At 47.0% G+C, this 21,457-nt stretch carries 17 protein-coding genes, 11 tRNA genes and 2 rRNA genes (1 of these 30 cut by a window edge); 28 read left to right on the top strand and 2 right to left on the bottom strand.

Annotated features, from left to right (window positions below; translation table 11 throughout):
- The 21 genes from EGM68_RS19615 to yajC form a co-directional block, all read left to right on the top strand.
- A 23S ribosomal RNA gene (locus EGM68_RS19615) occupies positions 1–2,102 on the top strand; it begins 824 nt to the left of the window's first position.
- Positions 2,103–2,180: 78 nt separating this feature from the next.
- Positions 2,181–2,297 (top strand): 5S ribosomal RNA (rrf, locus tag EGM68_RS19610).
- 18 nt (positions 2,298–2,315) lie between these two features.
- Positions 2,316–2,391, top strand: a tRNA-Asn gene (locus EGM68_RS19605).
- Positions 2,392–2,394: 3 nt separating this feature from the next.
- Positions 2,395–2,486 (top strand) — tRNA-Ser (locus EGM68_RS19600).
- Between the two features lie 17 nt (positions 2,487–2,503).
- A tRNA-Glu gene (locus EGM68_RS19595) sits at positions 2,504–2,575 on the top strand.
- Between the two features lie 9 nt (positions 2,576–2,584).
- Positions 2,585–2,660: transfer RNA gene (locus EGM68_RS19590), tRNA-Val, on the top strand.
- Between the two features lie 30 nt (positions 2,661–2,690).
- Positions 2,691–2,767: transfer RNA gene (locus EGM68_RS19585), tRNA-Met, on the top strand.
- A gap of 26 nt (positions 2,768–2,793) precedes the next feature.
- Positions 2,794–2,870 (top strand) — tRNA-Asp (locus tag EGM68_RS19580).
- A 28-nt stretch (positions 2,871–2,898) separates the two neighbouring features.
- A tRNA-Lys gene (locus EGM68_RS19575) sits at positions 2,899–2,974 on the top strand.
- A gap of 35 nt (positions 2,975–3,009) precedes the next feature.
- Positions 3,010–3,084: transfer RNA gene (locus EGM68_RS19570), tRNA-Gly, on the top strand.
- Positions 3,085–3,089: 5 nt separating this feature from the next.
- A tRNA-Arg gene (locus tag EGM68_RS19565) sits at positions 3,090–3,166 on the top strand.
- A gap of 12 nt (positions 3,167–3,178) precedes the next feature.
- Positions 3,179–3,258, top strand: a tRNA-Leu gene (locus EGM68_RS19560).
- 7 nt (positions 3,259–3,265) lie between these two features.
- Positions 3,266–3,339: transfer RNA gene (locus EGM68_RS19555), tRNA-Pro, on the top strand.
- A gap of 107 nt (positions 3,340–3,446) precedes the next feature.
- Entirely contained in the window at positions 3,447–4,148 is a 702-nt protein-coding gene (locus EGM68_RS19550; protein ID WP_129549859.1) for a BofC C-terminal domain-containing protein, read from the top strand.
- A 225-nt stretch (positions 4,149–4,373) separates the two neighbouring features.
- Complete coding sequence (gene ruvC / locus EGM68_RS19545; protein WP_025675038.1) at positions 4,374–4,877, top strand: crossover junction endodeoxyribonuclease RuvC; 504 nt, start codon at positions 4,374–4,376, stop codon at positions 4,875–4,877.
- The gene (gene ruvA, locus EGM68_RS19540; RefSeq protein WP_025675036.1) at positions 4,874–5,488 is read left to right on the top strand and encodes a Holliday junction branch migration protein RuvA; all 615 of its coding nucleotides are present in this window, start codon (positions 4,874–4,876) and stop codon (positions 5,486–5,488) included. The genes ruvC and ruvA overlap by 4 nt, the downstream gene beginning before the upstream one ends.
- Positions 5,489–5,538: 50 nt before the next feature.
- Positions 5,539–6,546: a Holliday junction branch migration DNA helicase RuvB gene (ruvB, locus tag EGM68_RS19535; protein ID WP_013372650.1), complete on the top strand. Its 1,008-nt coding sequence runs from the start codon at positions 5,539–5,541 to the stop codon at positions 6,544–6,546.
- A 227-nt stretch (positions 6,547–6,773) separates the two neighbouring features.
- The gene (locus EGM68_RS19530; RefSeq protein WP_129549858.1) at positions 6,774–8,870 is read left to right on the top strand and encodes a SpoIID/LytB domain-containing protein; all 2,097 of its coding nucleotides are present in this window, start codon (positions 6,774–6,776) and stop codon (positions 8,868–8,870) included.
- A gap of 7 nt (positions 8,871–8,877) precedes the next feature.
- On the top strand, positions 8,878–9,906 hold the full coding sequence (queA, locus tag EGM68_RS19525; protein ID WP_025675031.1) for a tRNA preQ1(34) S-adenosylmethionine ribosyltransferase-isomerase QueA: 1,029 nt from the start codon (positions 8,878–8,880) through the stop codon (positions 9,904–9,906).
- 20 nt (positions 9,907–9,926) lie between these two features.
- The gene (tgt, locus tag EGM68_RS19520; protein ID WP_013372647.1) at positions 9,927–11,066 is read left to right on the top strand and encodes a tRNA guanosine(34) transglycosylase Tgt; all 1,140 of its coding nucleotides are present in this window, start codon (positions 9,927–9,929) and stop codon (positions 11,064–11,066) included.
- A gap of 35 nt (positions 11,067–11,101) precedes the next feature.
- Positions 11,102–11,437: a preprotein translocase subunit YajC gene (gene yajC / locus EGM68_RS19515; protein ID WP_013372646.1), complete on the top strand. Its 336-nt coding sequence runs from the start codon at positions 11,102–11,104 to the stop codon at positions 11,435–11,437.
- A gap of 69 nt (positions 11,438–11,506) precedes the next feature.
- Here the strand turns inward: yajC and EGM68_RS19510 are convergent, their stop codons facing one another.
- On the bottom strand, positions 11,507–11,896 hold the full coding sequence (locus EGM68_RS19510; protein WP_090738429.1) for a TIGR04086 family membrane protein: 390 nt from the start codon (positions 11,894–11,896) through the stop codon (positions 11,507–11,509).
- A 206-nt stretch (positions 11,897–12,102) separates the two neighbouring features.
- Between EGM68_RS19510 and EGM68_RS19505 the strand changes: the two genes are divergently transcribed.
- The gene (locus EGM68_RS19505) at positions 12,103–12,879 is read left to right on the top strand and encodes a YetF domain-containing protein (protein ID WP_025675029.1); all 777 of its coding nucleotides are present in this window, start codon (positions 12,103–12,105) and stop codon (positions 12,877–12,879) included.
- Positions 12,880–12,885: 6 nt separating this feature from the next.
- Here the strand turns inward: EGM68_RS19505 and spoVB are convergent, their stop codons facing one another.
- Positions 12,886–14,457, bottom strand: a complete 1,572-nt coding sequence (spoVB, locus tag EGM68_RS19500) for a stage V sporulation protein B (protein WP_129549857.1) — start codon at positions 14,455–14,457, stop codon at positions 12,886–12,888.
- A 308-nt stretch (positions 14,458–14,765) separates the two neighbouring features.
- Here spoVB and EGM68_RS19495 point away from each other — a divergent pair, with 308 nt between their 5' ends.
- From EGM68_RS19495 to EGM68_RS19470, 6 genes are all read left to right on the top strand, one after another.
- Entirely contained in the window at positions 14,766–15,023 is a 258-nt protein-coding gene (locus tag EGM68_RS19495; RefSeq protein WP_013372642.1) for a post-transcriptional regulator, read from the top strand.
- Between the two features lie 90 nt (positions 15,024–15,113).
- Complete coding sequence (gene secD / locus EGM68_RS19490) at positions 15,114–16,370, top strand: protein translocase subunit SecD (RefSeq protein ID WP_129549856.1); 1,257 nt, start codon at positions 15,114–15,116, stop codon at positions 16,368–16,370.
- Positions 16,360–17,274, top strand: coding sequence for a protein translocase subunit SecF (gene secF / locus EGM68_RS19485; protein WP_129549855.1), 915 nt, complete (start codon positions 16,360–16,362; stop codon positions 17,272–17,274). Before secD ends, secF begins: the two co-directional genes overlap by 11 nt.
- 199 nt (positions 17,275–17,473) lie before the next feature.
- Positions 17,474–18,430, top strand: coding sequence for a cation diffusion facilitator family transporter (locus EGM68_RS19480; protein WP_129549854.1), 957 nt, complete (start codon positions 17,474–17,476; stop codon positions 18,428–18,430).
- 33 nt (positions 18,431–18,463) lie between these two features.
- Positions 18,464–20,860, top strand: coding sequence for a single-stranded-DNA-specific exonuclease RecJ (recJ, locus tag EGM68_RS19475; RefSeq protein ID WP_129549853.1), 2,397 nt, complete (start codon positions 18,464–18,466; stop codon positions 20,858–20,860).
- Between the two features lie 65 nt (positions 20,861–20,925).
- Positions 20,926–21,438 (top strand): adenine phosphoribosyltransferase, encoded by a 513-nt coding sequence (locus tag EGM68_RS19470; protein WP_013372637.1) that lies wholly within the window; start codon positions 20,926–20,928, stop codon positions 21,436–21,438.
- Positions 21,439–21,457 lie beyond the last annotated feature (19 nt).

Below are 21,457 nucleotides of genomic sequence, written 5' to 3'. Positions count from 1 at the left end.
CGGAGAAATTCCAATCGAACCCGGAGATAGCTGGTTCTCCCCGAAATAGCTTTAGGGCTAGCCTCGGAAAGAAGAATCGTGGAGGTAGAGCACTGATTGGGTGCGGGGCCCGCAAGGGTTACCAAGCTCAGTCAAACTCCGAATGCCATAGATTTAGTTCCGGGAGTCAGACAGTGAGTGCTAAGATCCATTGTCGAAAGGGAAACAGCCCAGACCATCAGCTAAGGTCCCTAAGTGTGTGTTAAGTGGGAAAGGATGTGGAGTTGCACAGACAACCAGGATGTTGGCTTAGAAGCAGCCACCATTGAAAGAGTGCGTAATAGCTCACTGGTCGAGTGACTCTGCGCCGAAAATGTAACGGGGCTAAACACACCACCGAAGCTATGGCTTGATGCTTTGCATCAGGGGTAGGGGAGCGTTGAATGCGGGTTGAAGGTGTACCGGAAGGAGCGCTGGACTGCATTCAAGTGAGAATGCCGGTATGAGTAACGAAAAGATCTGTGAGAATCAGATCCGCCGAAAGCCTAAGGGTTCCTGAGGAAGGTTCGTCCGCTCAGGGTAAGTCGGGACCTAAGGCGAGGCCGATAGGCGTAGTCGAAGGACAACAGGTAGAAATTCCTGTACCACCGTAATCCGTGATGAGCGATGGGGTGACGCAGTAGGGTAGTGACGCGGACTGATGGATGTCCGTCTAAGCAGTGAGGCTGATGTGTAGGCAAATCCGCACATCGTAAGGCTGGGCTGTGATGGGGAGCGAAAATTATAGTAGCGAAGGTCATGATCTCAGACTGCCAAGAAAAGCCTCTAGCCAGGAGAAGGTGCCCGTACCGCAAACCGACACAGGTAGGCGAGAAGAGAATTCTAAGGCGCGCGGAAGAACTCTCGTTAAGGAACTCGGCAAAATGACCCCGTAACTTCGGGAGAAGGGGTGCCTCGGTAGGGTGAATAGCCCGAGGGGGCCGCAGTGAAAAGGCCCAAGCGACTGTTTAGCAAAAACACAGGTCTGTGCGAAGCCGCAAGGCGAAGTATACGGGCTGACGCCTGCCCGGTGCTGGAAGGTTAAGGGGAGTGGTAAGCCTTCGGGCGAAGCTATGAACCGAAGCCCCAGTAAACGGCGGCCGTAACTATAACGGTCCTAAGGTAGCGAAATTCCTTGTCAGGTAAATTCTGACCCGCACGAATGGCGTAACGACTTGGGCGCTGTCTCAACGAGAGATCCGGTGAAATTTTAATACCTGTGAAGATGCAGGTTACCCGCGACAAGACGGAAAGACCCCATGGAGCTTTACTGCAGCTTGATATTGAATTTGGGTACGATCTGTACAGGATAGGTGGGAGCCGTTGAACCTTGAGCGCCAGCTTGAGAGGAGGCATCCTTGGGATACCACCCTGATCGTATCTAGGTTCTAACTTGGTACCGTAATCCGGTGCGAGGACAGTGTCAGGTGGGCAGTTTGACTGGGGCGGTCGCCTCCTAAAGAGTAACGGAGGCGCCCCAAGGTTCCCTCAGAATGGTTGGAAATCATTCGAAGAGTGCAAAGGCAGAAGGGAGCTTGACTGCGAGACCTACAAGTCGAGCAGGGACGAAAGTCGGGCTTAGTGATCCGGTGGTACCGCATGGAAGGGCCATCGCTCAACGGATAAAAGCTACCCTGGGGATAACAGGCTTATCTCCCCCAAGAGTCCACATCGACGGGGAGGTTTGGCACCTCGATGTCGGCTCATCGCATCCTGGGGCTGAAGTAGGTCCCAAGGGTTGGGCTGTTCGCCCATTAAAGCGGTACGCGAGCTGGGTTCAGAACGTCGTGAGACAGTTCGGTCCCTATCTGTCGTGGGCGTAGGAAATTTGAGAGGAGCTGTCCTTAGTACGAGAGGACCGGGATGGACGTACCGCTGGTGTACCAGTTGTTCCGCCAGGAGCACCGCTGGGTAGCTATGTACGGAAGGGATAAGCGCTGAAAGCATCTAAGCGTGAAGCCCCCCTCAAGATGAGATTTCCCAATGAGTAAGACCCCTTGAAGACGACGAGGTAGATAGGTTGGGGGTGGAAGTGCAGTAATGCATGGAGCTGACCAATACTAATCGGTCGAGGGCTTATCCTAAAGATAAGGCGCAAGGAAGTTTCGGATCCAGTTTTCAGGGTGTAACCTTGAAATTAGAATTTGCGAGGCAAATTCATGTTTGGTGGCGATAGCGGAGGGGTTCCACACGTACCCATCCCGAACACGACCGTTAAGCCCTCCAGCGCCGATGGTACTTGGACCGCAGGGTCCTGGGAGAGTAGGACGCCGCCAAGCGAGTTTTGTAATTATTATTCCCTGATAGCTCAGTTGGTAGAGCACTCGACTGTTAATCGAGTTGTCACAGGTTCGAGTCCTGTTCGGGGAGCCATATGGAGAGGTGTCCGAGTTGGCCGAAGGAGCACGATTGGAAATCGTGTAGGCGCCAAAAGCGTCTCGAGGGTTCGAATCCCTCTCTCTCCGCCAGAATTATTTTATAGTATGGCCCGTTGGTCAAGGGGTTAAGACACCTCCCTTTCACGGAGGTAACAGGGGTTCGAATCCCCTACGGGTCATAGTAGTATGGAGGCTTAGCTCAGCTGGGAGAGCATCTGCCTTACAAGCAGAGGGTCGGGGGTTCGATCCCCTCAGCCTCCACCATTTATTTTTAATAGACTTCCCTACTATTGCCGCGGGATGGAGCAGTTCGGTAGCTCGTCGGGCTCATAACCCGAAGGTCGCAGGTTCAAATCCTGCTCCCGCAACCAATTAACTTTTTAATGAAAATTATTATGGAACTGTGGTGTAGAGGCCTAACATGCCTGCCTGTCACGCAGGAGATCGCGGGTTCGAATCCCGTCAGTTCCGCCATTTTCACAAAGTTACATTACCCTGTTGGGAGCCATTAGCTCAGTTGGTAGAGCACCTGACTTTTAATCAGGGTGTCGAAGGTTCGAGTCCTTCATGGCTCACCATTCATGTACTTATATGTCATGGATATAATTGTATTGCGGACGTGGCTCAGCGGTAGAGCATCGCCTTGCCAAGGCGAGGGTCGCGGGTTCGATTCCCGTCGTCCGCTCCATATTTGCGCCCTTAGCTCAGCTGGATAGAGCGTTTGACTACGAATCAAAAGGCCGGGAGTTCGAATCTCTCAGGGCGCGCCATTAACTTCATAAGCCGGTGTGGCGGAATTGGCAGACGCGCGCGACTCAAAATCGTGAGGGAAACCGTGGAGGTTCGAGTCCTCTCACCGGCATCTATTTCGGGATGTAGCTCAGCTTGGTAGAGCACCTGGTTTGGGACCAGGGGGTCGCATGTTCAAATCGTGTCATCCCGATTCAATAGGAAGTCGCTGGAAGCAGCGACTTTTTTGTTATTATCTTTTGTATAAATCAGTAATCTTAAGGTCACACTAACACAAAAAGTGGGACGGAAGGGATTACTGTGAAGCGATTAAGTTGGAAAAAACAGATGAAACGGCGCTGGAAACAGTGGAGAAGAACAGTGTGGGCATGTACTATTTTGGGTGCGGCTTGCTTACTGGCAGGGTTGGGTATTCTGTTTTCGAATCATATGCAGGCTATGCTGTCGCAACCACTGGCTACTACCGTTATGGCAGAGATGGAGGAGGAGTCACCAAATTATACTTCTACCGAAGACCGCTCCTCGCAGATGCAGCTATTGCAAAGTATTCATGCTTCCGGTATAAGCAGGAAGACCCGTTTGTTAACTACCTACGTATGTGGTACGGAGACCAATTCCTTGGGAACGTTAAGTTCACAACAACTGGAAAGTTTGCTGAAGCAACATCCCGATTGGAAGGGACGGCTTAATACTAAAGGAGAAGTGTGGCTGGAGCGCAGAGTGGAAGATTTGTCGGAGTCATGCAAAGAGCGTGCATATATGGGCTTAAGCACTGATGGACAGCTTACACTGTTTGAAGGGCTGCCTAAAAAGGAAAAAGTAATTCGTACTTTTTTTCAATTGGATATAGGGTCTATGGAGACGGCCTTGCCGGAAGGGGTATATAAACAACTTCAGCAGGGAATCCGTGTACAGGATATAAATGAGTATAACAGTGTAATCTCCACTTTTAGTGACTTCGCAGTGGAGCGAACACAGAGGGTATTAAAGCAGCATTATTGATTACAAGTACGAGACGTTAGGCTTTGCCCATGAGGTGAGGCTTGTAGCGTCTCTTTTTATGTTTTCACTCATGGTTAAACTTTTTCCTCTATTAGATACAAAGTTTTGTTATAATGAAAAGAACGACACATATGTTCGCTTTATATGGAATTTACTCATGTATAATAACGATAGTGCTAGCTGATGGTTAGTTAGGCATGTTTGAGCGATAGGGGAGAGGTTTTTTTGCGTTTTTTAGGAATTGATCCCGGTATTGCCATTGTGGGCTTCGGGTTTGTAGACAAGATAGGCAGTAAGGTGGTTCCTGTGCAATATGGCTGTATCCAGACGGAGGCCCATACACCGGAAGAAGACAGGTTGCTTCATGTGTATGAAGGCATGTTGCAATTAATTGATAAGTACAAGCCGGATGCGGTTGCATTGGAGAAGCTTTTTTTTAATCGCAACGTTACAACAGCCATGTCCGTGAGTCAGGCACGTGGGGTGCTGGTATTGGCTGCCAAGCAACGTAATTTGCCTATAGGGGAATACACGCCCATGCAGGTAAAGCAGGCTATTGTAGGGTATGGCAAGGCGGAGAAGAAGCAGGTACAGGAGATGGTTAGAATGTTTCTAAAGCTCCAGGCTGTGCCCAAACCGGATGATGTAGCGGATGCTTTGGCAGTGGCTATTTGCCATGCGCATTCCTATGGACTAAATTCAAAATTAAATGAGGTATTACGAAAATGATAGATTTCTTGCGTGGTTCTGTAGCTCACTTGGAAAATGAATATGTCGTTTTGGATGTGCAGGGTGTAGGGTATCGGGTATTTTGTCCGAATCCTTACGCCTTCGCCAAAACGGAAGGACCGGTGGTTATTTACACTCACCATCATGTAAGGGAAGATGCTATTTTACTGTTTGGGTTTGCAACCCGTGAGGAGCAGCAATTATTCCGTAAATTGATCGATGTGTCTGGTATTGGACCACGGGTGGCTCTTGGTATTTTGGGAGGCGGTACGCCTGCGCATGTGGTGACGGCGATTTATCAGGAGAATATCACATTTCTCACCAAATTACCGGGGATTGGTAAAAAGACGGCACAACGTATGATTCTAGATTTAAAAGACAAGCTGGACGGTATTGGGGCGTTAGGAATGGCTACCGGATTGTTTGCGGAGCCTGCTGTAGAAGAAGGCGAAGGTTCGTACTGGAGTGAGGCGCGTGAAGCGCTTAAAGCACTCGGTTACACGGATGCTGAGTTAGATAAGGTATGGAGCAAAATGAAGAAAGATGCGAAACCTGATGATTCTGCCGACATTTTGATGAAACGGGCTTTGCAACTGTTGTTTGCCGGATAGGACGCTGTTGTCCGTGAATAGAAATCTGGTAAAAAGAGGAGCGATGGATTGTGGATGACCGGATTATTTCCGCCAATTTGATGATGGAAGACCAGACGGCGGAGTTAAGCCTTCGCCCCCGTTATCTAAATGAATATATCGGGCAAAATCAGGTCAAGGAAAATCTGAAAGTATATATTGAAGCGGCCAAGATGCGTAAAGAAGCGTTGGACCATGTATTGTTGTACGGACCGCCCGGATTGGGTAAAACCACTTTGGCTAACATTATCGCCAATGAGTTAGGGGTTAATTTACGTACAACTTCAGGACCTGCAATTGAAAGACCGGGAGATTTGGCAGCATTGCTGACCAACCTTCAAGAGGGTGATGTTTTGTTCATTGATGAAATTCATCGCCTTCATCGTACAGTGGAAGAAGTCATGTATCCGGCGATGGAAGATTTTGCACTGGACATTATGATTGGCAAAGGCCCAAGTGCACGTTCAGTTCGTTTGGATTTACCGCCCTTTACTCTTATAGGTGCTACTACACGCGCTGGGTTGCTCTCTGCGCCATTGCGTGACCGATTTGGCGTTATTAGTCGATTAGAGTTTTATACAACAGACGAGCTGGCTTACATCGTGTCTAGGAATGCGGATATTATGGAAATCGAGATTGTCGGGGATGCGGCGGAGGAAATCGCATTGCGTTCACGGGGGACACCGCGGATTGCCAACCGACTGTTAAAAAGGGTACGTGATTTTGCCCAAGTTGCCGGAGACGGTATTATTCATTCAGAGTTGGCTGCAGAGGCACTAAAGAGACTTCAAATAGATCCACTTGGGCTGGATGAAATTGACCATAAAATGCTTAAGGCTATGATTCATTCATTCCGAGGCGGACCTGTAGGATTGGACACCATTGCTGCGACCATTGGTGAAGAGAGCCAGACGATTGAAGATGTGTACGAGCCTTATTTGTTACAAATTGGCCTTTTACAAAGAACACCTCGCGGACGAACGGTGACTCCGGCGGCATATGCTCACCTTGGAATTCCTATGCCAACAGACCCACGGTGACTAGGAAATTATAGTGCACTTTTAAAAATCATTGAGTGTTATTCGTAAGTATGACGATATGAAGTGGATTAGACAGATGAATTGAGCTAAGAAGTGTATAAGTCCGATTCAAGCGGGTTCAAATTTTAGTTTATTCCGCCGATGTATTTAAAGGGATAGACGCGGGTCGAGATCCCGATAAATCATGTAATATAAGTGCTAGTCAGCTAGAATTGGGGGAGCTAGAAATGAGTGGAGATACATTGAACCGAAATAAAAATTTCGGAGCGTGGACAGGCCGGCTCAAACGAGCAGCTTTGATTATGGTATTAGCTACAGCTTGCATACCTTGGCCTTCAGCTGTTCAGGCTGCTGCCGCCCAAGAGGATATTCGTGTAGTGATCTTTGCGGATCTAGGCAGCAAATATAAAGCGACAGTTCCCGCTGTAACTTTGAAATCATCAGGGAGCCTGAGTGTCGGACAGAACAGTGGGGGCAGCTTTCAGGCTTGGATGGGACTGCCAGACAGTACGGCTCGTTTTAGTGTAGACAGCTATCGAGTGAAGGTGCTTGAAGGAAATGAAGCGGCTGCGATAAAAGCGGCTCAAGCTCTGCAAAAGACTAATGATAAACCTACTGTTTTTATTGGTTCAAAAAACGGTGGCTCTGTCTATCAAGTGTATGCGGGATTATATGCTAGTGAACAGTCGGCACAGGCTGCCGTGCAACGGATTTCCTCAGCAACCGGAGCGCAGGCCGAAGTTAAGGGAAACAAACATTGGTCGACGGGAAGCTACGGAAGCGAGCAGGAGGCTAATCTCGTTCGCACGACAATTGCTGCCGCAGGTTTTGATGCTTTTACTGTAATTCAATCAAGAGGCCAGTATGCTGTATGGGTTGGAGAAGAAAGTAATGACAGTAAGCTGTCGGCCTTGAAAACAGAGCTGGAGAGCAAGCAGCCTAGACTCACCCTTTCCAAAGTGAATACTACTCAAACTGGTCTTATCCTAAGACAGGAAGCAGGAGTAACGACAGGCTCACAGGTGATGCCTCATTACATGCTAAGTGGCTCTAATAATAGCAGCAAGATAATTGTCAACGGCGGTAATAATGGAATCCAAGTGGTCGAAAGGTCACAGCGTACATATCGCGGCGACATGGAGATTGGCATATCGTCAGGACAGCTGGCGCTTGTGAATGAAGTCCCTTTGGAGCAGTATTTGTATTCCGTAGTTGGAGCAGAAGTCTATTCCTCATGGCCAGCTGAAGCGCTTAAGGCTCAAGCGGTAGCGGCTCGCAGTTATGCGCTTGCCCAAGGCAATCGGTTTCAGATCGGCAATGTGGTAGATGGCACGCTAAGCCAAGCTTACAATGGTAAGAGCTCAGAACATGCAAATGTCAACGAGGCTGTAGATGCAACAACTGGTGAAGTTATTAAGAGTGGCGGCAAAGTGGTCGAAGCTGTATTCTCCTCTAATGCGGGCGGTGTGACAGCAGATGCTTCCGAAGTGTGGAATAGTGGTGGCGAAGCGTTTGCAAGCGTGGACAGCTCAGGAGATACCTCAGCGCAAAAAGGAGCACAGGAGTGGTATCATGTACTTCTCTCCAATGGCAAGACAGGTTATATCCGCGAGGATAACGCTAAGGAGCTGGAGGGAGTCACAGAAGCGGGGTTAGACAAAATCACCGTCACTGCGGAAAATACAAATGTGCGTCCTATTCCTCAAATCCAATCAACGGTTACACCCGTAGAGAAGGTGCAGCCGGGTGAAGAGATGATTGTTCTGGAAAAGGTGCCTCAATCCGGAGACTATGCATGGGTTAGAGGGCCCTTTACAGCAGCTCAGATTGCTAAGTCCTTGCAAGGGAAAATAACTGGCACAGTACCGTCCTCTGTTAATCACCTTGATGTTACCAAACGGGGTCCGTCAGGTCGAGTGTTGGAGGTTGAAGCAGATGGAACTCCTCTAAAAGTGAAGTATCCGGACATGTATCGCTCAGCGATGGGGGGACTACCAAGCACACTGTTTGATATTGCGAGTACCGGCAGTTATACTGTATTAGGCGCTGATGGAGCTACTACTCATGTAAGCGGCACACAAGGTACCCAAATTCTGTCGGCATCTGGCAGCAGCACTTTAAGTGGTAACGGGGTGGTTGTCATGAATGAAGATCGCCATGCACGAGTCATCGACAAAACGCAAAGCTTTATTTTTACAGGTAAAGGGAATGGTCATGGCTTGGGCTTATCACAATGGGGGGCCAATGGTTTGGCAGAGCAGGGGTATGATTACAAGAAAATTTTGCAACACTATTACAAAAATGTGGATATAGTTAAGGACTGACCAATATATGAACGTAAACGATTACGATTTTGAACTACCTGAAACATTAATTGCACAGACGCCTTTGCTTGAGCGGACCGCTTCTAGATTACTGACGTTAAACAAAAACAACGGTGAAGTGGGACATCATACATTTTCGGATATTGTGCAGTATCTTCAGCCAGGGGATACGCTGGTTCTGAATGATACCAGAGTAATTCCTGCACGTTTGTTTGGCATCAAGCAAGACACCGGGGCTAAGGCCGAGGTTTTGCTGCTTAAACAACTGGAGGGAGACCGATGGGAAGCATTGGTGAAACCCGGCAAAAAGCTAAAAAAGGGAGCTGTTATTGTTTTCGGTGATGAGCTGAAGGCAGTTATTGAGGAAGAAGGAGATATGGGCGGAAGGGTACTTTCATTTTCATATGATGGTATTTTTCAGGAGATCCTGGATCGCTTAGGGCAGATGCCGCTTCCTCCGTATATTAAGGAACAGCTGGATGATCGTGAGCGGTATCAAACCGTTTATGCTCGGCATGAAGGTTCTGCTGCGGCTCCAACGGCAGGGTTACATTTTACCGAAGAATTACTGGACCGGATTAAAGAGAAGGGCGTTACGGTTGCCTTTATCACACTTCATGTCGGTTTAGGGACGTTCAGACCGATGTCGGTGGATACGATTGAAGAGCATGTCATGCATGAAGAATACTATTCATTGTCACAGGAAACGGCGGATGTACTCAATGCAACCAAGGCGCGCGGCGGAAGAGTCGTGGCAGTGGGAACAACCAGTTGCCGAACGCTGGAGACGGTGGGCAATAACTTCGTAGATGGTGTACTACAGGCCAGCAGTGGCTGGACACAAATTTTTATTTATCCAGGCTATAAATTCCGTGTGGTGGATGCAATGATTACGAATTTTCATTTGCCTAAGTCCACCTTGGTTATGCTAGTCAGCGCACTAGCTGGCAGAAAGAATATTATGCATGCTTACCAGGAGGCGATTGACCAAAAATATCGGTTCTTTAGCTTCGGGGACGCTATGTTCATTTATTAATTAAGGATGGTAGAGAAAATATGGCACCAGCAATAAGATACGAACATATTAAGACCTGCAAGCAATCAGGAGCACGTCTTGGACGTGTACACACGCCTCACGGAGTTATTGAGACTCCAACCTTTATGCCTGTGGGAACTCAAGCAACCGTTAAAACGATGAGCCCTGAGGAACTGAAAGCGATGGATGCTCATATTATTTTGAGTAATACGTACCATCTGTTTCTTCGTCCTGGTCATGATATTATCCGAGAAGCGGGCGGACTGCACAAGTTTATGAATTGGGATCGTCCTATTTTAACAGACAGCGGCGGATTCCAAGTGTTTTCCTTAAGTGAAATGCGTAAGATTTCAGAGGAAGGTGTTCATTTCCGCTCTCATCTAAATGGAGATAAGAAGTTTCTTTCTCCGGAAGTGGCGATGGAAGTCCAAAACTCGCTTGGCTCGGATATTATGATGGCCTTCGATGAATGTCCACCGTTTCCGGCTGAGTATGAATACGTGAAAAAGTCACTGGAGCGCACCAGCCGTTGGGCTGAGCGTTGTTTGGAGGCACATGCGCGTCCACATGATCAAGGGCTGTTCGCCATTGTACAAGGAGGCATGCATGAAGATCTGCGTAAGCAAAGTGCGGCAGATTTGACTTCCATGGATTTCCCGGGGTATGCTATTGGTGGACTGAGTGTAGGTGAACCTAAGCATTTGATGTATGAAGTGCTCGATTACACGGTTCCTCTGCTTCCTACTAACAAACCACGTTATCTGATGGGCGTTGGTTCGCCGGATGCTTTGATTGAAGGCTCCATTCGTGGTGTGGATATGTTCGATTGTGTACTTCCAACCCGAATTGCTCGCAACGGAACAACGATGACAAGTCAAGGACGTCTTGTTGTTCGGAATGCGAATTATGCAAGCGATTTTGGCCCGCTTGATCCGGCTTGTGATTGCTACACTTGTCGCAATTATTCACGTGCTTACTTGCGACATTTAATTAAAGCAGATGAAACCTTCGGGCTCCGACTGACAACGTATCATAACTTGCATTTCTTAATACAATTGATGCGTAATGTCAGACAAGCGATTATGGATGACAGGCTGCTTGATTTCCGCGATGAATTTTTTGAGCAGTACGGTCTTCATGATAATGATAAAGGTTTTTAAGTTTTAGGGGAGAGTATACGAAAGGGGGATTTAATGTGTTTCATTTTGCTACAGCTGCTGCTGCACCTGGTGGAGCTGGCGGGCTTTTTCAAATGATCTGGCCACTGGCTCTGATGTTTGTAATCTTCTATTTCTTGCTGATTCGTCCGAATCAGAAAAAACAAAAGCAGCGTCAATCGATGCTTCAAGCTTTGAAAAAGGGAGATAAAGTAATTACAATCGGAGGTCTTCACGGTACAATTGTGGAGATTACGGACGATGTGGTTGTTTTGCGTGTGAACGATGTGACGAAGCTGACCTTTGACCGCAGTGCAATTAGTAATGCGATTGCAAAAGACACTGCATCTGAGGAAGTTGTTTCTAAATCGTAATATGCGATTGTTATGCAAAAACCGAGCCTTTGAGGAGGCTCGGTTTTTTTGTGTTACATACATGTTGACTTACTTACTGAAGTTAATGCCAAACATCCCGCCACCTGCTCCTATAACAAACGCGATTCCTAAGTGCAGCAGGTCTTTACCATTCATGCCTGCATCCAATGCCAAAAAACCGACCAGAAGAACGATTAGTCCATACAGAATGCCTGTAATACCGCCTTGATACCAGCCTTTGTTCGTGGATCTTTTACCGGCGACGAAGCCACCAGATAGCATGGCGAGTGCGTGGACGATGTACGTATACAATGATAAGTCCTGTTCTTGCATCTGTGTCATCCACAAGAGTATTGAAAGAATCAATGCGCCAAACAGCATCCATGCAAAGGCATAAAATAAGCCGGATAAAATGGGATGGGCCAGACGAAACGAACACCAGCGGCGAATGAGCTCCATGGATAATTCCTCCTGTACCAAGGTTTGAACTATTATCATTCTATGGCCAAGCTTCCCGGGTTAGTACCAAGTCGTAAGCAGTCTTTCTCTTTATTTCAATAATTTAGCCTTTTGTTTTTTGTATGAGCCAAGTGAGGAACGGTCAGAATACGTGTACAATGAACGACTAATGTCTTGTCGCAAGTACAGGAGAGGAGGCGAACCTATTGAGTCACGATATTTTTGCTCATATTTTTCGGACGCTGCTCATGTATTTTATTGTATATCTGGTGATGCGCTTGATGGGTAAAAGGGAGATCGGAAAATTGTCTGTTTTCGATCTCGTCATATCCATTATGATTGCGGAAATTGCTGTATTCAGCCTGGAGGATATAAAACGTCCACTTTATGAAGGGTTGATTCCTTTAGGAGTGCTGTTAATTTTGCAAATCGGAATTTCCTATTTCAGTCTGAAAAGTCGGCGTCTGCGCTTACTATTTGATGGTAGGCCCAGTGTATTGTACTCAAATGGACAACTAAACAAGGACGAAATGGCGAAGCAACGTTACAACTTAGATGACTTGCTGTTACAACTTCGTGAACAAAATATAGAAAGTTTGGATGAGGTTGAATATGTCATTTTGGAAACAACAGGTAAACTTACGGTGATTGACAAGGATATTTACGATGGCGCTAAACATGAAAAAATAAAGCAGGAACAAAACAAAAATGATTTGATAAGCAAAGAACAACAGGAAAATAAAGTCCACCCTTCTCCACAAATCGGTGGAAAGTTTAGATATGAGGGACTACCGATTCCCTTAATTATGGACGGCAAGGTGCTGGATCGAAATTTGGAACGGATGGATATGAACCGTTTTTGGCTTAAAAATCAGATTCAAGCGAAGGGTCACAAAGATTTTAAGGATGTTTTCTTATGCTCGGTCAACCATAGAGGGGATGTGTATATTACACCACCGGCCTATGGAGAATCTTTGGATTAGCTTTTTTTATGCTTTAAACCATCTTCTCAGTATTGGAATGCGTGTGAGGTTGTCCCAGTCGATCATTTTGATCAAGGTCATCAGGAAAAGGTAGAGAATAATTCCCAAGCCTGCGGCAAACATAAATTGGAGCCACATTTGATCGAAAATCGTTAAATGTCTGTAGGTATATAATACCGCTGCCGCCATAATGATCATGCCCATCCCGGTTTTCCAGAAGTCAAGTAAACGTACACGAAAGCGAAGCAGTCTGCTGACACTGAAGCCATGTAGGAGGGTAACGATAGCACTGTTAATACAGATGGCGATGACAGCTCCGTAGATACCGTACTGAGGCTGAGAAGCAAGCCATACAATCAGCACAATTTTGATAACGGCTCCGATAAAGGTGTTCAATAAGGCACTTCCAGGGCGGTCTAACGCCTGAAGTGCTGCCTGAAGAGGGGCCTGAATGTACATAAAAAGTGCAAAGGGAGCCATGAGTTTAAGCATGCCCGCAATATCGCCATTATTGTAGAGCAGCAGACACAGCGGCTCTGCTAATACATACATAATTACGGCAAATGGGGCTCCTGCGACTAAAGCAAGTCGAAGCGATTGATGCAAACGTTTGTGAATGGCAGTAATATGCCCTTTCGCTGCTGCTTCGGATAACGAAGGCACGAGTGAAACAGCCAGCGAACTGGTAAGGGCCCCTGGTAGTAATAACACAGGAATAACCATGCCTTGCATGGCCCCATATTGTGCGGTTGCCACGCCAGTTGCAATGCCTGCTACGGCGAGGCTACGCATGCATAAGATAGATTCGAGCAAATAAGATAAGGAACCGACAAGCCTTCCAGCAGTAACGGGAACAGATATCGACATAAGACGTGACAAAACGGATGATTGGTCGGTATGAACCTTTGGGGGTAAAGGGGCCTTTGGTTGAAGAATGTGATCTTTTCGCTGGTTCCAGGCATATTGCCACAGCAGCACAACCATGCCAATGAATTCACCCGCCAAAGCACCGAGCATGGCACCTGCAGCAGCGTAGGCTACACCATGAGGAAGTAACAAGTAAGCAAACCAAATGACGCAAAAAATGCGCATGACGGTTTCCGCAATGGAGGAACTTGCGGAAGGAATCATATTTTGTTTTCCTTGAAAATAGCCCCTATAAGCTGAGGAAACAGCAACAATGACAATCATTGGGCTCATACTTACGAATGTATAATACACACGGCTGTCGGTCAGGAGATGGCTTGTGATCCAAGGTGCAAACACAAGACAGATTGCCATGGCGATCAGGCTGAGTGTAATGGTGAAGCGCAAGCTAGTGTGCAAAATACGCCGTGACATCTCGGGTTGCCCCGCTGTTTCAGCTTCAGCTACAAGCTTGGCTACCGCAAGAGGGATGCCCCCAGTAATAAGAGTCACTAGTACAATAAAAAAGGGATACCCCTGCTGGTACAAGCCGACTCCTTCGGAGCCTATGATACGCGGGAGTGCGATTCGGGGAATAAAACCCAGTAGCCGATTGATGATTCCCGCTGCCAATAAAATAATTGCTCCATGAATGAATGTCTGCTTTTTCAATCGCAACTCCCTCTTCCCCAAAGTGAAATTCTGCGTCTATGTGTTTCCTTAGAAGATATGCTGGACCTGTCCATGTTCATGACAAGCTTTTCAGTTTAGAAACAAGGTGATCCAGACTACAAGAGGGAGAGTGGTGAATTCTGCTATTGACGAGCGAAATGAATGCATATATTGTTGATTTACGGCTATTTTTCGACGAAAAGAAGGGTTTTCCAAGATCAGGACAGAAATGTTCTATAAAGCAGTCAATAACCCCGCTATTTGCTGATCTGCGGAACCGATAGTCGCTGGGAGGAGGAACGACCATCGTGGGTATGGAAGAGCTGGATGAGCAGGATTGGGATGACGCAATTGAGATACTCTGTCAAAGTAAGGCAGACGAGCTGATTCTCGTAGGCTATGAACATGTCACCAGTAAGGACGTGTGGAATTGCGTCAGCCATAAATATGAAAAGGAGGGTATTCCTCCGCTGCACAAGCTCGTTAACGATATACTTTCCCTTAAAGCGACGAGCTTTATGAACTATTTGACGATGTCCGCATTACGGGGCTCCACTTTCGAATAGAAGGGGGTCTTTTTTTGCGTTCAAATTGACTGCTTTTTGAGGGGTAGCTATAATAGGAATATTGAGAATGAAAGGGGAACATGGGACGGAATGAAGAGAATTCTAAGTTTCATCGTGGTCGTGCTCATAACTACTGGTGTTATGGTCGGGACAAGCCCGGGCCTACTAAAAAGTTTAAAACTAGGCCTCGATTTAAAGGGAGGCTTTGAAATTTTATATGAAGCCCAGCCTTTGGAAGCCGGGCAACGTGTAACCAGCCAGTCTCTGATACAGACAGCACAAAGTCTGGAGAGACGGATTAATGCGCTTGGTACGACTGAGCCGGAAGTAACAACGGAGGGCACCAATCGTATTCGCGTGCGGCTTGCTGGTGTCTCTAATGAGGCAGAAGTCCGCTCCATGCTGAAAAAGCCCGCAGAGTTAACCTTCCGTAGTGCAACGGCAGCAGATGCTAAAAAGCCGGGTCAATACAGCAAAATTGAACTCCGTGGTAATGATTTTGTGGAGAATGGCGCTGTTGTAGGCTATGACCAACTGAATCAACCTGAGATTAGTATTAAAGTAAAAGACAAAGCCAAATTTGCAGAAATCACAAAGCGACTTTTGAATAAAGAGTTGGCTATTTTCCTGGATGATGAGTTACTGTCTGCACCTACAGTACGTGGAGAATTGACGGATGGCAGTGCTTCGATTACAGGTAACTACACACGTGATGAGGCAAACAAGCTAGCAGATACGATAAACCTGGGTGCTCTTCCACTTAAACTGACGGAAAAATATTCTCAGAGCGTAGGGGCTACATTGGGTCAGCTGTCACTGGATCAGACGATCCGTGCTGGTTTGATCGGTTCGATCATCATTCTGATCTTCATGATTGCAATGTTCCGTGTACCAGGCCTAGTGGCCAGCTTCTGTCTCATCGTTCATACCTGGCTGGTGCTTGTGATCTTCTATTTGGGCGGCTTCGTGCTTACACTTCCAGGTATTGCTGCATTCGTGCTTGGGATCGGGATGGCAGTCGATGCCAATATCATAACGTATGAACGGATTAAAGAAGAAATCAAGTCAGGCAAAACGATTCGCTCTTCTGTCATTGCAGGCAGTAAGGCCTCGTTCCGTACTGTTATGGATGCCAATATTACGACAATTATAGCGGCAGCCGTCATGTTTGGTCTGGGTACAGGCTCCGTTCGAGGATTCGCTCTCGTGCTCATCGTTGATATTGTCGTCAGTATTTTGACGAATATTTTCTTCTCGCGCTTCTTGCTCAATCTGCTAGTTAAAGCGGATGCTGTGAAGAAGGCCAAGTATTTTGGTGTGAAGGAGAGTGATATCAGTGCGCTTTAATTGGGACTACAAATATGTCAAGATGAGCAAGTGGTTTTATACATTCTCGATTATCATCACATTGCTTGGTATTTTGAGCTTGTCGATATTCGGTTTGAATTACGGGGTTGATTTTCGTTCCGGTTCCAACGTGGATGTTAATTTGACTAAGGTAGTTACACAAAAACAGATTCAAACTTTGCTGGACAAGAACGGGATCGGCAAAGAGGTGGATTATACACCAGGTAAAGAGCGCTTCGGCATTCGTTTTTCACAAGTATTGACGGATCAGCAAGTGAATGAATTCAAAACCTCTTTTAACAAAGAGCTTGATCCAAAGGCATCATTTGAGGTCAATACGGTGGATACAGAAATGGCGCAAGAGCTGGAGCGAAATGCAATCTGGGCGATTTTGCTGGCCTCTGTGGCCATTGCTATTTACATTTCGATCCGGTTTGAATGGCGTTTTGCAGTTGCTGCAATTGTTTCGTTGCTGCATGATGCGTTTCTCGTCATTAGTATATTCTCCATTTTCCGACTTGAGGTCGATTTGACCTTTATTACGGCTATTCTGACGATTGTTGGTTTCTCCATTAATGACACCGTCGTTATTTTTGACCGTATTCGGGAAAATCTGCGATTTGCAAAGAAAAAGTCCAGAACTGATTTGGAGCAAGTAGTCGATCACAGTATTGCACAAACAATGACGCGTTCACTCGCAACGGTGTTTACAGTGTTTATTGCCTCTGTCTGCCTATTCATTTTCGGCGGCGAATCCATTCGGATGTTCTCGCTTGCGATGGTGATCGGTTTGCTATTCGGTGCTTACTCTTCCATCTTCATTGCCAGCCCGCTGTGGGTAGCTTTGAAGGGGAAACAAAAGACCCCGACAGCTGGTGGAGCAGCCAAAACTGCAAAGTCTTAAGTTACGCAAATACCAGTAGTATAAATTAAAGAGAAAGCCGCGTCTGCTTGGGCGCGGTTTTCTAAGGTTTTAAGATTTACCTTATGCTGTGGCTAATAGTAAAACACCTGATTGTAGAAGGTTTAGTTTTAAGAATTCGGTTATATTAGATTGGAGCTTTATCGGGAAATGGTTAGTTCAGGATTGAGGGGGAAACGTTGTGAATAGCGAACGCAGCCGATCATTAGAAACTGCGGCGTTGAGCGGGATTGTAGGTAATCTCGCGCTGGCTGTTCTAAAGGGAACCGTCGGTTATGCGGCAAACAGCAAGGCGTTGATGGGGGATGCACTGCACACGGCTGCGGATAGTGCTTCCCGTTTGCAGGAGATGCTGTTTTCCAAGGGTGGTACAGATCACGGAATGCTGGCGCGATTGCGGAACGGTGAAAAAGTTCGGACGGTCATATCTGTGGTGCTGGCTATTTTAGTGCTGATGAGCGGACTTCAGCTAGGTATTTCTGCCGTTCGTTCATTAAGCAGTTCGGAACCGCAGGCTCCCGGTCTGTATGCTTTAATTACCGTGTTAATTGCCCTGGTGTTGAGAGAAGCGTTATTTCAGTTTCAATATCGCTATTCGATTAAACATGGCCATAAAGCGGAAGCAGATCGGTACGCTAACCATGAACGGTACTCGCTGTATGCATCGCTGATTGCATTGATCGGTATGATCGGTGCAATGACTGGCGAAGCAATGGAATGGCCTGCATTATTGTATCTTGATCCAACTGCAGCTTTGCTGGTAGCCTGTCTGGTGCTGCGTAAAGGATATCTGATGGTGATGAATACCGCTTATCGGGCACCTGCACAGCCCTTGCGTGAGGAAGACTCCCAGCGCTTTATGGAGACGATTCAACGAGTATATGGTATTGTAACGGTTGAACACTTACATGCTCAGGAAACGGGCCATTTCATAACAGTGGATGTAACGATAAGTGTTAACCCGCGGATTACGGTGCAGGAAGCGCAGGAAATTGCCGATCGAGCCAAAAATTTACTGTTAGCCCGTTTTCCACAGGTGACTCATGTACAAATGCAGTTCATTTCTTACCAAGCCGGGTATCCTTATAAATCCAATCATGAACTGCCTGATAATGATGCGTCGTCCTTGCTTCAATAAGGCAGGCCGACTATGAAAGAAAGGTGAATAGGATTGCTTCATTCGCAGTACAGATGGAAGACCCCGGATGTTAACCTGGAAGCGGCTCAGCCGTTAACAGAAGAGCTGGGGATTTCACCATTGTTGTCCCGGCTTTTAGTGAACCGGGGCGTCACTACGGCCGGGGAAGCAAACCGCTTTTTGTACGGAAGTGTGGACGATGTACACGACCCATTTCTGCTTCTTGGCATGAAAGAGGCCGTGCCGAGAATTCGCCAGGCTCTGGAGCGCGGCGAGCATATATTAATCTATGGCGATTATGATGCGGACGGCGTATCCAGTACATCATTGATGATTCAGCTTATGCGTTTTCTGAAGGCATCTTATGATATTTACATCCCCCATCGTTCCAATGAGGGATATGGTCTGCACAATCATGCTCTGGACTGGGCACATCAGCAGGGAGTTACGCTGGTCATTACAGTGGATACGGGAATTAGTGCAGTAGAGCAAATTACTTATGCGACTTCCTTAGGGATCGATGTGATTGTGACTGACCATCATGAACCGCCTGCTGTGCTTCCCGAGGCTTATACTTTGATCAATCCGAAGCTACCGGATTGTCCCTACCCATTTAAAGGTCTTGCAGGCGTTGGTGTTGCCCTGAAGCTAGCTCAGGCGCTGTTGAGTGAAGTACCCGAGGAATGGTTCGAAATCGCTGCTATTGGTACGGTAGCTGATTTGATGCCACTACATGGTGAGAATCGGACGATAGTACGTAGAGGGATTCAATCCATGAGAAACTCCGCATTTCCAGGGATTCGAGCGTTGCTTCATGTAGCGGGCGTGGAGATATCCACAGTGACTTCGGTCAACATCGCATTTGCATTGGGTCCGCGGATTAATGCGAGCGGGCGTCTAGATCATGCGGGTCGAGCGGTTTCTCTGCTGACGACAGAAAAAGAGGAGGAGGCAGACCAACTTGCGCATGCACTGGACCTGCTCAATCGTGAGCGTCAACAAGTGGTCGAACGCATTGTGGAGCAAGCCGAGCAGCAATTAGCATCCAAACTAAATGGAGGCAAGCTTCCATCTGTTATTGTTCTGGCTGGTGAGGGCTGGAATGTTGGTGTCGTCGGAATTGTGGCATCCAAGCTATTGGATCGTTATTATCGTCCGACCATTATTCTGGGCATAGATACGGAGACAGGCATGTGCAAAGGCTCTGCTCGTTCTATTCCTGCATTGGATATTTATAGTGCTCTTACAGATTGTCATGAGCTTATGGAGCATTTTGGTGGACATCCTTCGGCAGCGGGGATGACGCTGTCCCGTGACCATCTGGAATTATTCGAAGAGCGGCTAAACCGCTATGCAGGTTCCATTCTGACACCGGAAGATTTTATCCCTATAGCTGAGGCCGATATGGTCTGCCGTCTGGATGAGATATCTTTACAAGTGGTTGAAGAACTGGAATTGCTCCAGCCTTTTGGGATGGGAAATCCTTCTCCACGATTCGTATTACAGGGACTTCAATTACGTGAAGCTCGTAAAATGGGACGTGAGAAAAACCATGTGAAGCTATTGCTGGAGCAGAACGGTTTATCGCTGGATGCGATTGCCTTCCGACGTGGCGATTTGGCTGATTTTTTACAGCAGCAAACGGACATAGATCTGTTGGGCGAATTATCAATTAACGAGTGGAACGGTAAACGTTCACTCCAGCTGATGATGCAGGATATCCGTGTACAGGCTCCGCAAATATTTGATTATCGTGGAGTATCGGACCCTCTTGCCGAACTGGAGCGAGGGCTGAGGATCTTCCATCCAAGCTTAGAGGAAAGAAAGAATGATGTTGCGGTGTTGATCCATCCGTCATCCAGGCTTCGGCCATCGAGCTCCGTGAGCGCTGAATCGTTATGGTTATACGATAAAGATGGCAGCGTTACTCCCAGGGAGGCTCAAAAAGATACACAGCACTTTGTGAAGTCGCTATTCGTATTGGAGCCGCCAGATACACCCGAGCAGTTTCATGCCTTATGGTCTACCTTTGAGAATGTGGAGAATGTATTTCTTCTTCATTCGATCAGTGAGCGTGGCGGCCGGCTCGTAAGCCCCGATAGGGAGCTGTTTAAGCGTATTTACATTGTGCTTTCCCGAATGGGAACACAGCTAATTGACGAAAAGGCAATGCTACCTGCTCTTAGCCGGCAGTGCTCCTGTTCAGTACGCATGTTATCCAAAGTACTGGATATCTTCGAGGATCTTGAGTTTTTGACGCGTACAGATGGTCAATTTCGTTTTGTATCCAATCCGCCCAAGCGGGATTTAACTGCTTCTCCGCGCTATCAGGAATTGTATAATATGGCTGAGATGGAGCGGTACTTATTGGATGCAGACACCACCCAGATGACGAGTTGGATCATGTCGCTTATGAAGGGTGCGTCTTGAGATACTACCTTGCAGTTTTGTAAAATGTATATACTAATTAGAAGTTTACAGTAGGAGGAACTAAGTTGGACTACAAAGAATATATTCGGGTGATTTCCGATTTTCCACAACCAGGGATTAGTTTTAAGGACATTACGACCCTAATGAAAAATGGTGAACTGTATCGTAAGGCAATCAACGATATGAAGGAACTGGTATCTGATTTAAAAATTGATTTGATTGCAGGTCCGGAAGCACGTGGATTCGTTGTCGGTGCACCTCTGGCTTATGCGCTTGGTGTTGGTTTTATTCCCATCCGTAAGAGTGGTAAGTTGCCTGGAGAAACCATTGAGGAAGCATACGGTTTGGAATATGGTAAGGATACTCTGGCTATGCATAAGGATGCGATTGAGCCGGGGCAAAATGTTCTGATTGCTGATGATCTGCTTGCTACAGGTGGAACCATCGCTACATCCGTTAACTTGGTACGCCAACTTGGTGGCAATGTGGCAGGGGCTGCTTTTCTTATCGAGCTGTCTGATCTCAACGGACGGGCAAAGCTGCCTGACGTAGACGTATTCACCTTAATTAAGTATTAAGTATTTCAAAACCGGGGTT

This window comes from Paenibacillus sp. M-152 (assembly GCF_003856555.1).
GTDB classification, from domain to species: domain Bacteria; phylum Bacillota; class Bacilli; order Paenibacillales; family Paenibacillaceae; genus Paenibacillus; species Paenibacillus polymyxa_C.
This window is presented reverse-complemented; position numbering and strand designations above follow the sequence as displayed.

What these genes read in the sequence shown, in the direction of transcription:
- ruvA (WP_025675036.1), top strand. Translation starts at nt 4,874, where the DNA reads ATGATAGATTTCTTGCGTGGTTCTGTAGCTCACTTGGAAAATGAATAT.
- EGM68_RS19530 (WP_129549858.1), top strand. Translation starts at nt 6,774, where the DNA reads ATGAGTGGAGATACATTGAACCGAAATAAAAATTTCGGAGCGTGGACA.
- queA (WP_025675031.1), top strand. Translation starts at nt 8,878, where the DNA reads ATGAACGTAAACGATTACGATTTTGAACTACCTGAAACATTAATTGCA.
- tgt (WP_013372647.1), top strand. Translation starts at nt 9,927, where the DNA reads ATGGCACCAGCAATAAGATACGAACATATTAAGACCTGCAAGCAATCA.
- EGM68_RS19510 (WP_090738429.1), bottom strand. Translation starts at nt 11,896, where the DNA reads ATGGAGCTCATTCGCCGCTGGTGTTCGTTTCGTCTGGCCCATCCCATT.
- secD (WP_129549856.1), top strand. Translation starts at nt 15,114, where the DNA reads ATGAAGAGAATTCTAAGTTTCATCGTGGTCGTGCTCATAACTACTGGT.